We start from the raw sequence: 13,569 nt of genomic DNA on the forward strand, positions 1-13,569 counted from the left end.
GAGGATTACATGACCAATTTTTCGCCGCGCGGTTTCCGCGCGATCGTCGCTGGCCTGGCGCTGGTCACCGCGCCTGTCGCGGGCCATGCCGAGCAATTCATCAACATCCTGACCGGCGGCACCTCCGGGGTGTATTACCCGATCGGGGTCGGGCTCTCGAAGATCTTTGCCGATGGCATCGAAGGGGCGCGCACGCAGGTGCAGGCCACCAAAGCCTCGGTTGAGAACCTCAACCTCTTGCAGCAGGGCAAGGGTGAATTTGCCATCGCCCTCGGGGATTCGGTGAAATACGCCGCCGAAGGCAATGCCGATGTCGGCTTTGCCAAACCGCTGGACAAGATCCGCGGCATCTCGGCCGCCTATCCGAACTACATTCAGGTGGCCGCCTCGAAAGACTCCGGCATCGTGACGATTGCCGATTTCAAGGGCAAGGCGATCTCGGTTGGCGCGGCAAAATCGGGCACCGAGCTGAACGCGCGCAGCATTCTGGAGGCGCTGGGGATCACCTATGCCGATCTGGCCAAGACCGAATACCTTCCCTTTGCGGAATCGGTCGAGCTGATGAAGAACCGCCAGCTGGATGCGACGCTGCAATCGGCGGGCCTTGGCGTCGCCTCGCTGAAGGATCTGGCGACCTCGGTCCCCACGACCATCGTCTCGATCCCCGCCGAGGTGGCCGAGAAACTCGGCGCGCCCTATCTGGCGGCGACGATCCCGGCGGGCACCTATGAGGGGCAGACCGAAGACGTGCCGACGCTGGCAGTGGGCAACTTCTTTGTCACCAGCGCCGATGTCGATGAAGAGACCGTCTATCAGATGACAAAACTGATGTTCGAGCATCTTCCCGATCTGGTCGCCGCCCATAAGGCCGCCGGGGCGATCAGCCTTGAGAATGCGCTGACCGGCATGCCGGTGCCGCTGCATCCGGGTGCAGAACGCTACTACCGTGAAGTCGGACTCATTAAGTAAAATCAACGCTTTCAGAGTGAAGTGAGCGGGCTTTCGGGCCCGTTCGCATCTTCATGGGGAATGATCATGACCACCGAGACCGTGGCGCAAGCCAATCCGCACGACCCTTTGGCCGCCGGGTTTCCGCCCAGCGCGCAGGGCCGCCTTCTGTTCTGGATTGCGGTGGCCTTTTCCACCTTTCAGATCCTGACCGCCGCGCATCTGCTGGACATGCCCAGCCAGATCGTCCGGGCGATCCATGTTGGCTTTCTGATGCTTCTGGGCTTTCCGCTGCTGGCGCTGATGCGCGGGGCACGCGCGCCGATGGCCGCATTGGCCTGGGCTGCGGCACTCGCCGGGGTTCTGGTGGCCCTCTATCAATGGTGGGAGTTTGTGCCGCTGCTGATGCGGGCGGGCGATCCCCTGCCCATCGACATCGCCTTTGGCGTGCTGGCGCTCTTGCTGGTCTTTGCCGCGGCCTGGGCGATGATGGGCCCGGCGCTGCCGGTGATCGCGGGCGCGTTTCTGGCCTATTGCCTCTGGGGCGAGTATCTGCCCAGCCCGCTGAACCATCGCGGCTATGATTTCAGCCAGGTCATCGACCACATGGCCTATGGCACCGAGGGGATTTACGGCATCCCGACCTATGTTTCCTCCAGTTTCATCTTTCTTTTCATCCTCTTCGGCTCGTTTCTGGAAAAGGCCGGGATGATCAAGCTGTTCACCGATGTCAGCCTGGGACTGGTCGGGCACAGACAGGGCGGCGCGGCCAAGGTTTCGGTGCTGGCCTCGGGGCTGATGGGCACGATTTCCGGCTCGGGCGTGGCCAATGTGGTGACCACCGGGCAATTCACCATCCCGCTGATGAAACGCTTTGGCTACAGCGCGGGCTTTGCCGGCGGGGTGGAGGCGACCGCCTCGATGGGCGGGCAGCTGATGCCGCCGGTGATGGGGGCCGTGGCCTTCATCATGGCCGAGACCCTCGGCGTCGAATATATCGAAGTGGTGCGGGCCGCCGTTATTCCCGCCATCCTCTATTTCGCCGCCGCCTTCTGGATGGTGCATCTGGAAGCGGGTCGGATGGGCCTGCGCGGGCTGAGCAAGGCCGAACTCCCCTCGCCGCGCGCGGCGCTGCGCGAGGGCTGGCACCTGCTGCTGCCGCTCGGGGTTCTGGTTTGGCTCTTGTTCTCGGGCTACACACCGCTGTTCGCGGGCACGGTGGGGCTGGGGCTGACGGTGATGCTGATCCTCGGGGCCTCGGTGGCGCTGGGGCTGCCCGCAGGCGTGATCCGCATCCTGTTCTGGATCGGGCTGGGCCTGATCGCGGCGGCCTTTCTCGAATGGGGCATCTGGGTGGTGATCGCGGCGGTGGCGGCGCTGATGGCCGTCTGCGCGCTGAACAAGGGCGGGCGCGAGACGCTGGTGATCTGCCGCGACGCGCTGGCCGATGGCGCCAAGACCGCGCTGCCGGTGGGTATTGCCTGCGCGCTGGTAGGCATCATCATCGGGACGATGACCCTGACGGGCGCGGCCAATACCTTTGGGCAGTTCATCGTCGGCGTCGGGCAAACCAGCCTGTTCCTGTCGCTGATCCTGACCATGGTCACCTGTATCGTGCTCGGCATGGGCATCCCGACCATTCCCAACTACATCATCACCTCCTCGATTGCCGGGCCTGCCCTGCTGGCGCTGGGGGTGCCGCTGATCGTCAGCCATATGTTCGTGTTCTACTTCGGCATTCTGGCCGATCTGACGCCGCCGGTGGCGCTGGCCTGCTTTGCCGCCGCGCCCATCGCGAAAGAGCGCGGCCTGACCATCAGCCTGAATGCGGTGAAAATTGCGGCGGCGGGGTTCGTGATCCCCTTCATGGCGGTCTATACCCCGGCGCTGATGCTGCAAGACGGCGGCCCGCTGGCCAGCGAAATCGGCTATCCGGCGGCGGTGGCCTATATCGTGCTCAAGGCGGCGCTGGCCATCGGCCTCTGGGGCGTGGCGGTGATCGGCTGGCTCGGCGTACCGCTCAAGCTGTGGCAGCGGGCGGGGGCGATGCTGGCGGCGGCGGCGCTGGTGGCGGCATTGCCCTCCACCGATCTGATCGGATTCGTGCTCGTCGGCGCCTTTGTCCTGCAGCTGCTCTGGCAGAAACGGTCGGTGGCATGAGCGCCTGCCTGATGGTCGGGGCGGTGCTGATGCAGCTGAGCCACCCCGCCTTCACCCTGCACTGGACGCATTCGGTCGAAAAGGTCGAATGGGTCGAAAGCTGGCAGATCGCGGCGGACGGGCTGCACCTGACCGGGGCCAGGATCAAAGGCTCCGGCGCGGGGATGGAGCCGGACGACAGCGCGGTCTTGCAGGACGGCTGGTGGGTCTGGCAGACCGACCGCCGCCTGCCCGCGCTGGAGCTGGCCGCCTCCGGGGCGACCGGCGGTGGCTGGCAGATCTGCGATGGTGCCACCTGCACCGAGATCGGGCAGAGCGCGGGCGCGCCCATCCGCCTCGCCCCCTGCCCGGGGTGAACGGCTTTGCGCTTTTCATCCCGGACCGCTTTGGCCACACTGCCCCCACAGCACAAACCGGGACAGGTGGATTTGGCACGCAGGACAGGGATCGGGCCGCTGATGTCGGTGCTTTTGCCCTTCATCACCGCCGTGGTGGCGGCAACGCTGGTCTGGATGCTGGCCGAGCGCTGGATCACCGCGCGGGTGCAGGCCGAGCTGGACCAGTCGCTCCTGCTCACCGCGCGCGCGGTACAGGCCGAGATTGACCGCTTTCGCGCCCTGCCCGATGTCGCGGGCGAGGATGCGCGGATCAAGGCCGCGCTGCTCGACCCCCGCGCGCTTGGCGAGGCGAACCGCTATCTTGAGGCGGTGGCGGGCCATGCCGGGGCGATGGAGCTGTTTTTGATCAATGCCGAGGGGCGCACGATCGCCGCCTCGAACTGGAACCGCGACGGCAGTTTTGTGGGGCATGACTACGGGTTTCGCCCTTATTTCCGGCAGGCGATGGCGACGGGCCGCGGGCAGTTCTACGCCATCGGCGTCACCACCGGGGTGCCGGGTTTCTTCCTGTCGACCCGGGTGACGGCGGGAGCGATGCAGGGCGTGCTGGTGGTCAAGATCGACCTGCGCCCGTTGCAAAACACCTGGCGCAGTGCGGGCGCCGCCGTAGCGCTGATTGATGCCTTTGGTGTGATCTTCCTGTCCGGGCGGCCGGACTGGACCTATCACCCGCTCGCGCCGCTGACCGCCGAAACCCTGGCCGAGCTGGCCGCAACGCGCACCTATGACGGCGTGGTTCTGGCCGAGGCCGACCCGTTGATGCCGCGCGCCGTGCCGGGACCGGATGTCGCCGGCAAAGGCTGGGTCGCCCGGCTGACGCCGGTGTCGGGGACGACATGGCAGCTGATGGCCTCGCAACCCTCGACAATCATCACCGGCGGCGCAGTCAGCTGGGCGCTGGGGGCCGCCATGCTGTCCTTGCTGGTGACGGGCCTGTTCACCGCCTGGGACCAGCGCCGCCAGATCATCGGCCTGCGGCTGGCACAATCGGACCGTTTCGAGGCGATGGTCGAGGCGCGCACCGCCGATCTCGCGCGTGAGGTCGAAGCCCGGCGTCAGGCCGAGGCCGATCTGCGCGCCACGCAAGAACATCTGATCCATGCCGAGAAGATGGCGGCGCTGGGGCGGATGTCCACCGCGATCGTGCATGAAATCAGCCAGCCCTTGGCCGCGATGGAGGCCACGCTGACGGCGGCCGAACTGTCGCTGCCGGAGGGTCAGGACCTCACCGCCACGCGGCTGAGCACCGCCAAGGGCCTGATCCGGCGGATGCAGCGCACGACCAAACATCTCAAGAGTTTCGGGCGCAAGGAGACCGGCAGCCTGTCGCTGATCGACCTCAGGCCGGTCCTGACCTCGGCGCTGGAGCTGGTAGCGCTGCGGGCACGGGTGGTGGGCGTCACGCCGGAGGTGACCGGTCCCGCGGTGCCGGTGCGGGTGATGGCAGGCGCGGTGCGGGTCGAACAGGTGATCGTCAACCTCCTCCTCAATGCGCTGGACGCGGTTGAGGGGCGGGAGGGCGCGCAGATCAGCGTCGCGCTGACATTTGCCGATGACAAGGTGCGGCTTTGTGTACGCGACACCGGTCAGGGCATGGCCGCAGATGTGCTGTCCCGGGTGACAGAGCCTTTCTTTTCAACCAAGGCAAACAGTGAGGGGCTGGGTCTCGGACTGGCGATTTCCACCGCGATCCTGACCGAATTCGGCGGCGATCTGACCGTCACCTCAACGCAAGGTGTCGGCACCGAGGCCTGGGTGACCCTGCCCCGCGCAGAGGAGGAGGCAGGCTGATGGCGGTTCTGTTCGTGGTGGATGACGATACCGATCACCTCGCAGCGCTCTGCGATCTGATGCAGGCGGCGGGGCATGTGGCGCGGGGCTTCTCCGGCGGGGCGGCGGCTTTGGCGGCGATGGAGACGCCGCCGGACCTGCTGATCACCGATTTGCGGATGCCGGATATGGACGGCCAGGCGCTTCTGACCGCGATCAAGGCCGGGGCGGGCGATCTGCCGGTGATCGTGCTGACCGGGCATGGGGATGTCGGCCATGCGGTACAGGCGATCCGTGCCGGGGCCGAGGACTTTCTGGAAAAGCCCTATGATGCGTCGCATCTCGTGGCTGTGGTGGCGCGGGCCTTGGCGGCGCGCGCCACCCGCACCGAAGTCGCCCGGCTGCAACAGATCATTGCGGAAGGGGCCGCGGCCACCATTCTGGGCGCAAGCCGCGCCATGCAGGCTTTCCGGGCGGGCATTGCGGCGCTGGCCCCGCTGGATCTGGACGTGGTGATCACCGGCGAGACGGGCACCGGCAAGGAACTGGCGGCACGTGCGCTGCATGCGGGCAGCCCGCGCGCCGCCGCCCCTTTCGTCGCCGTCAACTGTGCCGCCCTGCCCGAGGCGATGTTTGAAACCCTGATGTTCGGCCATGCCGAGGGTGCCTTTGCCGGGGCGGGGGCCGCACGGCCCGGCAAGCTCGAGGCGGCAGAGGGCGGCACCCTGCTGCTCGACGAGATAGAGGCGATGCCGTTGGCGCTGCAGGCGAAGCTGCTCCGGGTCCTGCAAGAACGTGCGGTGGAGCGGCTGGGAGAGAACGGGTTGCGGCCGGTGAACATCCGGGTGATCGCCACCTCAAAGATCGATCTGCAGGCGGCTGTGGCGGCACAGACTTTTCGGCCCGACCTCTACTATCGGCTGGCGGGTGCGGTGTTGCAGACGCCCAACCTGCGGGTGGCGGCCACGGATATTCCGCTGATCTTTTCGCATTACAGCCAGCTTGCCGCGCGCCGCTATGGGCGCGCCGATCCACCGCTGAACTTCATGCTGATGCAGCACCTGAAGGACCGGGTCTGGCATGGCAATGTCCGCGAACTCAGGGCCGCAGCAGAGGCCCATGCCCTGGGGCTTTATGACGGGCGCGGCGATGATGTGCCGATGCTTGCGGAGGAGACTCTGGCCGAAAAGCTTGCCGGGTTTGAAAAGCGCGAAATCGCCGCCGCGCTGGACCGCCATCGCGGCAACACGCTGCGGGTGGCGGATGCGCTCGGCCTGCCGCGCCGGACGCTGAACGATAAAATGCGGCGGTATGGGCTCATTTCGGACGGTTAGGGGCGCGTGTGACCGGAGCAGGCAGAGATGAACACCACAGCGCGCGCGTCAGCGCTGGCGGCGATGCCTCTCCCGCGCGCGCCGCCAAAGCATATCGAGAGCACAAAAGCGGCTCCAGGCAATTTCCCATGCCTTGCCGCAAGCGGCTGACTTAAAAGGGTTTCAGGGTGAGGTGGTAGCCGCTGCGGGACTCGAACCCGCACGCCCGAAGGCAACCGATTTTAAGTCGGGTCTGTCTACCATTTCAGCAAGCGGCCCCCGCAGGTTTCATAAGCCTGCCCTGCGCGCCCCTCAAGCCGGTATTTGCGTCCGGCAGGCACAAGCGTGGCGCAGATTGCCCCGAAAGACACCCCTTTCCTGCCGCACCCGGCTACCGGGGCCCCGGCAGAAAGCCCTGCATCTGCCGCCCCGCCAATGCACCACAGCCGCCGCAACCTTCAGCGCTTCTTGCGGGCCCCGCGCCCTTGCAACGGGGTCGCCGCCGCGCGGGCCCGCCCCCGCAATTCACCCCGAATACACCGCGCAACCTGCCGCGAGCGCTCAAAAACATTGCACCGTGAAGAAACCATCTATCCCCGGCCGCAACGCCCGGCTAGCGTGCCGCGCATGCGCCTGATCATTTCTTTCACCGCTCTCTTTCTGGCCGTCATTTTCGTGCAACTCGGCTCGGGCGGGGTTGCGCCGCTTGATGCGATCTCGGGGCTTAAACTCGGCTTTGCCAAGACCGAAGTCGGCATGCTGGGATCGGCGCATTTTCTGGGGTTTTTCGCCGGATGCTGGGCCGCGCCGCGCCTGATGGGCTCGGTGGGCCATGTGCGCAGCTTTGCCGCGTTTTCAGCCTTGGGCACCATCGGCATTGCGGCGCATATGATGCTGGTCAATCCGCTGGCCTGGGCGGTGATGCGGATGCTGACCGGGCTGGCCGTCGCCGGCTGCTACACGGTGATCGAGGCCTGGCTGCAATCGAGCGTCACCAATGAGACGCGGGGCCGCGCCATGGCCAGCTACCGCATCGTCGACATTGGCGCCAGCCTCGGGGCGCAGCTGATGATCGGCGTGCTGACCCCGTCAAGCTATGCCAGCTACAACCTGCTGGCCATTCTGTGCTGCGCCGCGCTGCTGCCGCTGGCGCTGACCCGCAACACCGAGCCGGAAACGCCCCCCGCCCCCCGCCTGCGGCCCCGCCTCGCCTGGGACCGCTCGCCGCTGGCGGCGCTGGCGGTGGTGGTGTCGGGGGTGACCGGGGCGGCGTTCCGCTTCGTGGGCCCGGTCTATGCCGATGGTGTCGGTCTGACGCTGGACCAGATCGCCGCCTTTCTGGCGCTCTATGTGCTGGGCGGTTGGATTGCGCAGCTGCCCGTGGGCTGGCTCGCCGACCGCTATGACCGCCGCTCGGTGCTGATCGGTCTCTCGGTCGCGGCGCTGGCGGCTTCGGCGCTGACCATCTTTCTGTCGGGCGCGGGGCATCAGGCGGTCTATATCGCCGCCGCTTTCTTTGGCTTTGCCACCTTGCCCATCTACTCGGTCGCCGCCGCGCATGCCCATGATTTCGCGAACAACTCCGAGCGGGTTGAGCTGTCGGCGGCGCTGATGTTCCTCTATGCGCTGGGGGCCATTGCCTCGCCCATCCTCGCCTCGGTGCTGATCGAGGCCTTTGGCCCCTCGGCGATGTTCCTGTTCCTGTCGACGGTGCATCTGGCACTGGTGGCCTTTGGCCTGATCCGCATGTCGGCCCGCCCCACCCCCGAGGGGCGCACCCGCTACACCTGGGTGCCGCGCACCTCGTTCCAGATCGGGCGGCTGTTGCGGCGCGACCGCGAGGAGTAATCCCCGCGTCGCTTTGCCGCCCTTCCCTCTGGCATTGACCCCGGATGCGCGGTAAACCCCCGCAAAACCGGTCGGAAGGGCGCATATGGCACGGCATCTCATCACCTCGGCGATTCCCTATATCAACGGCATCAAGCATCTGGGCAACCTCGTCGGCTCACAGCTTCCCGCCGATCTTTTCGCGCGCTATCAGCGCGACCGCGGGCATGAGGTGATGTTCATCTGTGCGACCGATGAGCATGGCACCCCGGCGGAACTCGCCGCCGCCAAGGTGGGCAAACCGGTCGAGGAATATTGCGCCGAGATGCACGCCGTTCAGGCGGAAATCGCGCGCGGCTTCCGCCTGTCCTTTGACCATTTCGGCCGCTCCTCCAGCCCGCAGAACCGCGTGCTGACCCAGGCCTTCGCGAAACGTCTGGCCGAGGCCGGGCTGATCCGCGAAGTGACCGAAAAGCAGATGTATTCCAACGCCGATGGCCGGTTCCTGCCCGACCGCTATATCGAGGGCACCTGCCCCAACTGCGGTTTTGACTCTGCGCGCGGCGATCAATGCGACAATTGCACGAAACAGCTCGATCCGGTGGATCTGATCAATCCGCGTTCGGTGATCTCGGGCTCGACCGATCTGGAGCTGCGCGAGACGAAACACCTGTTCCTGCGCCAGTCGGAAATGCGCGGCAAATTGCAGGACTGGATCGACAGCAAGAGCGATTGGCCGATCCTGACCACCTCGATCGCCAAGAAATGGCTGAACGATGGTGACGGGCTACAAGACCGCGGCATCACCCGCGACCTACACTGGGGCGTGCCCGCGCAATTCGACGGTGCGCCTTGGGCGGGGATGGAGGGTAAGGTTTTCTACGTCTGGTTCGACGCCCCCATCGAATATATCGCCTGCACGCAGGAATGGGCCGATGCAAACGGCAAGGGCGAGGCCGATTGGCAGCGCTGGTGGCGCACCGACAAAGGCGCGGCGGACGTGACCTATACCCAGTTCATGGGCAAGGATAACGTGCCGTTCCACACGCTCAGCTTCCCGGCGACCATTCTGGGTTCCGAAGAGCCGTGGAAGCTGGTCGATTACATCAAGTCCTTCAACTACCTGAACTATGACGGCGGCCAGTTCTCGACCTCGCGCGGGCGCGGTGTGTTCATGGATCAGGCGCTGGAGATCCTGCCCTCGGATTACTGGCGCTGGTGGCTCCTCAGCCACGCCCCGGAATCGGCGGACAGCGAATTCACTTGGGAGAATTTCCAGACCTCGGTGAACAAGGATCTGGCCGATGTGCTGGGGAATTTTGTCAGCCGGATCACCAAATTCACCCGCTCGAAATTCGGCGAGGCCCTGCCCGAAGGCGGCGCCTGGGGCGAACGTGAGGCCGCGCTGACCGAAGAGCTGACCACCCGCGTCCGCGCCTATGAAGGTTTCATGGACGAAAAAGAGGTCCGCAAGGCCGCCGCGGAACTCCGCGCGATCTGGGTGGCGGGCAACGAATACCTGCAATCGGCAGCGCCCTGGACGGTGTTCAAGACCGATCCGGCGCAGGCGGCAGCGCAGGCGCGCCTCGCGTTGAACCTGATCCGCCTTTACGCGATCCTGTCCGAGCCCTTCATTCCGGATGCCGCGGCAAACATGCTGGAATCAATGCAATGCAGCGACCGCAGCTGGCCCGACGATGTCGCGGCGGCGCTGGAATTCCTGCCGGTGGGCCATGCCTTCACCACGCCCGAAGTGCTGTTCCGCAAGATTGCCGATGAAGAGCGCGAAGACTGGCAAAAACGCTTTGCGGGCATCCGCAGCTAAGCTCTGATCGCGAAGGGGGGCGCTGCCCCCCGCCTGCGGCTCCCCCCGGGATATTTTGAACGAAGCAAGACCGCACGATTTGCTTCGTTCAAAATATCCTCGGGGGTGAGGGGCGCAGCCCCGAGGGGGCAGACGGCCCCCTGCACGTTCCCCGCCCCGCGCGCGATATGAAAACGGGGCAGACTTGCGTCCACCCCGTTCAGAATTCATCTCTCTGAAGAAATCAGAGCAGCGCGAGGTTGGTCGCCGATTCACGGCCGTCGCGGCTGGTCTCGATGTCGAACGACACCTTCTGACCGTCGTCCAGCGCACGGATGCCAGCGCGTTCAACCGCCGAAATGTGCACGAAAACGTCTTTTTTGCCGCCATCGGGAGCGATGAAGCCGAAACCCTTGGTGGTGTTGAACCATTTCACGGAGCCAGTAGCCATCGTGATATACTCCTATCAATGCCGCCCACGGTATGTGGCGGCCCGGCTCGGTCAGTGCAAAATCGAAGGTCTGGCCGATCACGGAACAGCGGGTCGATAGAGGTAACGTCGCGCGAAAGATATGGGGGCGCGGTGTTCAAAGCGCAAGATGGATTTGGAAATTCCGCCCGACCTGCGCATACTGGCCGAATTGATATCCAAAATGAGCGAAGCACCGCGCATTTTGCTGCAATTTTCGCTTCCAACTGCCAGTCGGCCCCGGAAAGATCGGCGCAAAGGAGTTCCCATGAACACGCATAAGCATTGCATTCTGATCGGTGCCCCGGTCGATTCCGGCCAACGCCGTCCCGGCTGTCTGATGGGCCCTGCCGCCTATCGCGTCGCGGGGCTGGCGCAGACACTTCAGGATCTGGGTCACAGCGTCGAAGACCGGGGCGATGTCGCGCCGCGCGCGCTGGAGGCTCCGGTTTGCGCCAATCCCGCCGTGCATCATCTGGCGGAGACTTTGGGCTGGACGGCGGCGCTGTCAGATGCCGCCGAGGACGCGATGGCGGCGGGGCTGCCGATGTTCATGGGCGGGGATCATTCGCTGGCGCTTGGGACTGTCGCCGGGGTCGCGCGGCACGCGGCCGGGACGGGGCGGCCGCTGTTCGTGCTCTGGCTTGATGCGCATTCCGATTTCCACACGATCGAGACCACCACCTCCGGCAATCTGCATGGCACGCCAGTGGCCTATATCGTCGGGCGCGCGGGGTTTGACGTCTTCCCGCCCTTCCCCGCCCCGGTGCCGGCAGAGAATATTTGCATGTTCGGCATCCGCTCGGTCGATCCGGCAGAACATGCGGGCCTCTTGATGCATGACATCGCCATCAACGACATGCGGGTGCTGGATGAGCGCGGTATCGTCGCCCCCCTGCGCGAGTTCCTCGATAAGGTGCGCGCGGTGAACGGGCTCCTGCATGTCTCGCTGGATGTCGATTTCCTCGATCCGGCGATTGCGCCCGCGGTCGGCACCACGGTGCCCGGCGGTGCCACCTTCCGCGAGGCGCATCTGGTGATGGAAATGCTGCATGAAAGCGGTCTTGTCACCTCACTCGATCTGGTCGAGCTGAACCCTTTCCTAGATGAACGGGGCCGCACCGCGCGCCTGATGGTGGATCTTGTCGGCTCGTTGATGGGCCGAAAGGTCTTTGACCGACCGACCCGGAGTTTCGGATGATGACGTTGCAACCTTCCCGGCTGGCGATGGTGCCCTTTGTTTCGGTGGCCGATATGATGCGTCTGGTGCATCACATCGGGCTTGAACAGATGCTCGTAGCGCTGGCCGATGAGATCGAGGCCGATTTCCACCGCTGGCCGGAATTCGACAAAACCCCGCGGGTGGCGAGCCATTCCGAGGTGGGGGTGATCGAGCTGATGCCGACCTCGGACGGTGAGACCTATGGCTTTAAATATGTGAATGGCCATCCGAAAAACGCGCATGAAGGGCTGCAGACGGTCACCGCCTTTGGCCTTCTGGCCGATGTGGCGACAGGCTATCCGCTGCTGTTGTCTGAGATGACGCTGTTGACCGCGCTGCGCACCGCCGCCTCCTCGGCGATGGCGGCCAGGCATCTGGCGCCGAAGGGCGCCCGTGTCATGGCGCTGATCGGCAATGGCGCGCAGTCGGAGTTTCAGGCGCTGGCCTTCAAGGCCGTCTGCGGCATCACAGAAGTGCGGCTGTATGACATTGACCCCGCCGCCACCGCGAAATGCGCGGCCAATCTGGCGGGCAGCGGGCTGACAGTCACCGCCTGCAACAGCGCCGAGGCGGCGATGGAGGGGGCGCAGATCATCACCACCTGCACCGCCGACAAACGCAATGCGACGATCCTGACGGACAATATGGTTGGGGCCGGGGTGCATCTGAACGCGATTGGCGGCGATTGCCCGGGCAAGACCGAACTCGCGCCCGCCATCCTGCACCGCGCGGAAATCTTTGTGGAATACCCCGATCAGACCCGGATCGAGGGCGAAATTCAGCAGCTCGCCCCCGACCATCCGGTGACCGAGCTTTGGGAGGTGATCACCGGCAGCAAGGCGGGCCGCAAGAGTGCCGCGCAGCTGACGCTGTTCGACGGCGTCGGCTTTGCGATCGAGGATTTCTCGGCTTTGCGCTATGTGCTGGGGCAGCTCAAGGGCTCGGGCTTTTATCAGGATCTGGACATGGTTGCCGACCCCGATGATCCGCGCGATCTGTTCGGGATGCTGATGCGCGCGCAGTAATCGCCGCCAGAAACCAAAAAGACGCCGGACTCCCCGGCACCTTTTCCATGTCTCCCTCACTGCTGGCGTCAGAGTTTCGTGCCCGGTCGCCTTGTGCTGAGCAACAGATTGGTCTCCGAGGTCGCCACCCCGTCAAAGCGGCGGATCTGCGCGAGGATGTCATCGAGTTCGGCCAGAGTCTGCGTGCCCAGTTCGATGATCAGATCCCATTTGCCATTGGTCGCATGCACCGCCTGCACCGCCGCCAGCCCCATCAGCCGGGCAATGATCCGGTCGGTGCCGCGCCCCTCGATGCCGATCATCATCAGCCCGCGCACCGGGGCCGCCGTCACATCCGCCCGCGTCAGCACGGTAAAGCCGGAAATCTCGCCCCGGTTCACCAGCCGCTCGATCCGCGCGCGCACGGTGGCGCGGCTGAGCGTGAGCTGTGCCGCCAGATCCGAAAGTGAGGCCCGCCCGTCGCGCCGCAGCGCCGCAATCAGCCGGTTGTCGATGTCATCCGCCACGTCCGCGCCCCGTTCGCCAAAATGCTGTTTTCCGCCATATCCCGCGCCGCGTCAAACGGCGGCGTTGCCCGGGGGCGCGGTGTGACCGGGGCTGGCCGATAAATCGGTTGAAAGCAGCGGCCGTTCC

Annotated in this window: 11 protein-coding genes and 1 tRNA gene; 9 read left to right on the forward strand and 3 right to left on the reverse strand. The window is 65.3% G+C overall.

Annotated features, from left to right (window positions below):
* Window positions 1-9: 9 nt before the first annotated feature.
* From ACEN2S_RS01955 to ACEN2S_RS01975, 5 genes are all read left to right on the forward strand, one after another.
* The gene (locus ACEN2S_RS01955; RefSeq protein WP_441861649.1) at window positions 10-969 is read left to right on the forward strand and encodes a TAXI family TRAP transporter solute-binding subunit; all 960 of its coding nucleotides are present in this window, start codon (window positions 10-12) and stop codon (window positions 967-969) included.
* A 66-nt stretch (window positions 970-1,035) separates the two neighbouring features.
* Window positions 1,036-3,108, forward strand: a complete 2,073-nt coding sequence (locus ACEN2S_RS01960) for a TRAP transporter permease (protein WP_441861652.1) — start codon at window positions 1,036-1,038, stop codon at window positions 3,106-3,108.
* Window positions 3,105-3,464, forward strand: a complete 360-nt coding sequence (locus ACEN2S_RS01965) for a DUF1850 domain-containing protein (protein WP_441861655.1) — start codon at window positions 3,105-3,107, stop codon at window positions 3,462-3,464. The genes ACEN2S_RS01960 and ACEN2S_RS01965 overlap by 4 nt, the downstream gene beginning before the upstream one ends.
* Before the next feature lie 72 nt (window positions 3,465-3,536).
* On the forward strand, window positions 3,537-5,297 hold the full coding sequence (locus ACEN2S_RS01970; RefSeq protein WP_441861658.1) for a sensor histidine kinase: 1,761 nt from the start codon (window positions 3,537-3,539) through the stop codon (window positions 5,295-5,297).
* Window positions 5,297-6,610, forward strand: a complete 1,314-nt coding sequence (locus ACEN2S_RS01975; protein WP_441861661.1) for a sigma-54-dependent transcriptional regulator — start codon at window positions 5,297-5,299, stop codon at window positions 6,608-6,610. Before ACEN2S_RS01970 ends, ACEN2S_RS01975 begins: the two co-directional genes overlap by 1 nt.
* Before the next feature lie 173 nt (window positions 6,611-6,783).
* Here the strand turns inward: ACEN2S_RS01975 and ACEN2S_RS01980 are convergent.
* A tRNA-Leu gene (locus tag ACEN2S_RS01980) sits at window positions 6,784-6,867 on the reverse strand.
* A 349-nt stretch (window positions 6,868-7,216) separates the two neighbouring features.
* Between ACEN2S_RS01980 and ACEN2S_RS01985 the strand changes: the two genes are divergently transcribed.
* Together ACEN2S_RS01985 and metG are read left to right on the forward strand one after the other, a co-directional pair.
* Window positions 7,217-8,437, forward strand: a complete 1,221-nt coding sequence (locus ACEN2S_RS01985) for an MFS transporter (protein WP_441861663.1) — start codon at window positions 7,217-7,219, stop codon at window positions 8,435-8,437.
* 85 nt (window positions 8,438-8,522) lie between these two features.
* On the forward strand, window positions 8,523-10,241 hold the full coding sequence (metG, locus tag ACEN2S_RS01990; RefSeq protein ID WP_441861665.1) for a methionine--tRNA ligase: 1,719 nt from the start codon (window positions 8,523-8,525) through the stop codon (window positions 10,239-10,241).
* A 223-nt stretch (window positions 10,242-10,464) separates the two neighbouring features.
* Here the strand turns inward: metG and ACEN2S_RS01995 are convergent, their stop codons facing one another.
* Window positions 10,465-10,671 (reverse strand): cold-shock protein, encoded by a 207-nt coding sequence (locus ACEN2S_RS01995; protein ID WP_441861668.1) that lies wholly within the window; start codon window positions 10,669-10,671, stop codon window positions 10,465-10,467.
* A gap of 286 nt (window positions 10,672-10,957) precedes the next feature.
* Here ACEN2S_RS01995 and rocF point away from each other — a divergent pair, with 286 nt between their 5' ends.
* Window positions 10,958-11,890 (forward strand): arginase, encoded by a 933-nt coding sequence (gene rocF, locus ACEN2S_RS02000; RefSeq protein WP_441861671.1) that lies wholly within the window; start codon window positions 10,958-10,960, stop codon window positions 11,888-11,890.
* Window positions 11,887-12,936, forward strand: coding sequence for an ornithine cyclodeaminase (locus ACEN2S_RS02005; protein ID WP_441861674.1), 1,050 nt, complete (start codon window positions 11,887-11,889; stop codon window positions 12,934-12,936). The genes rocF and ACEN2S_RS02005 overlap by 4 nt, the downstream gene beginning before the upstream one ends.
* Window positions 12,937-13,004: 68 nt before the next feature.
* Here the strand turns inward: ACEN2S_RS02005 and ACEN2S_RS02010 are convergent, their stop codons facing one another.
* Entirely contained in the window at window positions 13,005-13,442 is a 438-nt protein-coding gene (locus ACEN2S_RS02010) for an Lrp/AsnC family transcriptional regulator (RefSeq protein ID WP_441861677.1), read from the reverse strand.
* Window positions 13,443-13,569 lie beyond the last annotated feature (127 nt).

This window comes from Phaeovulum sp. W22_SRMD_FR3, assembly GCF_052113705.1.
GTDB lineage: Bacteria > Pseudomonadota > Alphaproteobacteria > Rhodobacterales > Rhodobacteraceae > JBGQOG01.

Coding starts and splice junctions, on each gene's coding strand:
- ACEN2S_RS01955 (WP_441861649.1), top strand. CDS start 10: ATGACCAATTTTTCGCCGCGCGGTTTCCGCGCGATCGTCGCTGGCCTG.
- ACEN2S_RS01960 (WP_441861652.1), top strand. CDS start 1,036: ATGACCACCGAGACCGTGGCGCAAGCCAATCCGCACGACCCTTTGGCC.
- ACEN2S_RS01965 (WP_441861655.1), top strand. CDS start 3,105: ATGAGCGCCTGCCTGATGGTCGGGGCGGTGCTGATGCAGCTGAGCCAC.
- ACEN2S_RS01975 (WP_441861661.1), top strand. CDS start 5,297: ATGGCGGTTCTGTTCGTGGTGGATGACGATACCGATCACCTCGCAGCG.
- ACEN2S_RS01985 (WP_441861663.1), top strand. CDS start 7,217: ATGCGCCTGATCATTTCTTTCACCGCTCTCTTTCTGGCCGTCATTTTC.
- metG (WP_441861665.1), top strand. CDS start 8,523: ATGGCACGGCATCTCATCACCTCGGCGATTCCCTATATCAACGGCATC.
- ACEN2S_RS01995 (WP_441861668.1), bottom strand. CDS start 10,671: ATGGCTACTGGCTCCGTGAAATGGTTCAACACCACCAAGGGTTTCGGC.
- rocF (WP_441861671.1), top strand. CDS start 10,958: ATGAACACGCATAAGCATTGCATTCTGATCGGTGCCCCGGTCGATTCC.
- ACEN2S_RS02005 (WP_441861674.1), top strand. CDS start 11,887: ATGATGACGTTGCAACCTTCCCGGCTGGCGATGGTGCCCTTTGTTTCG.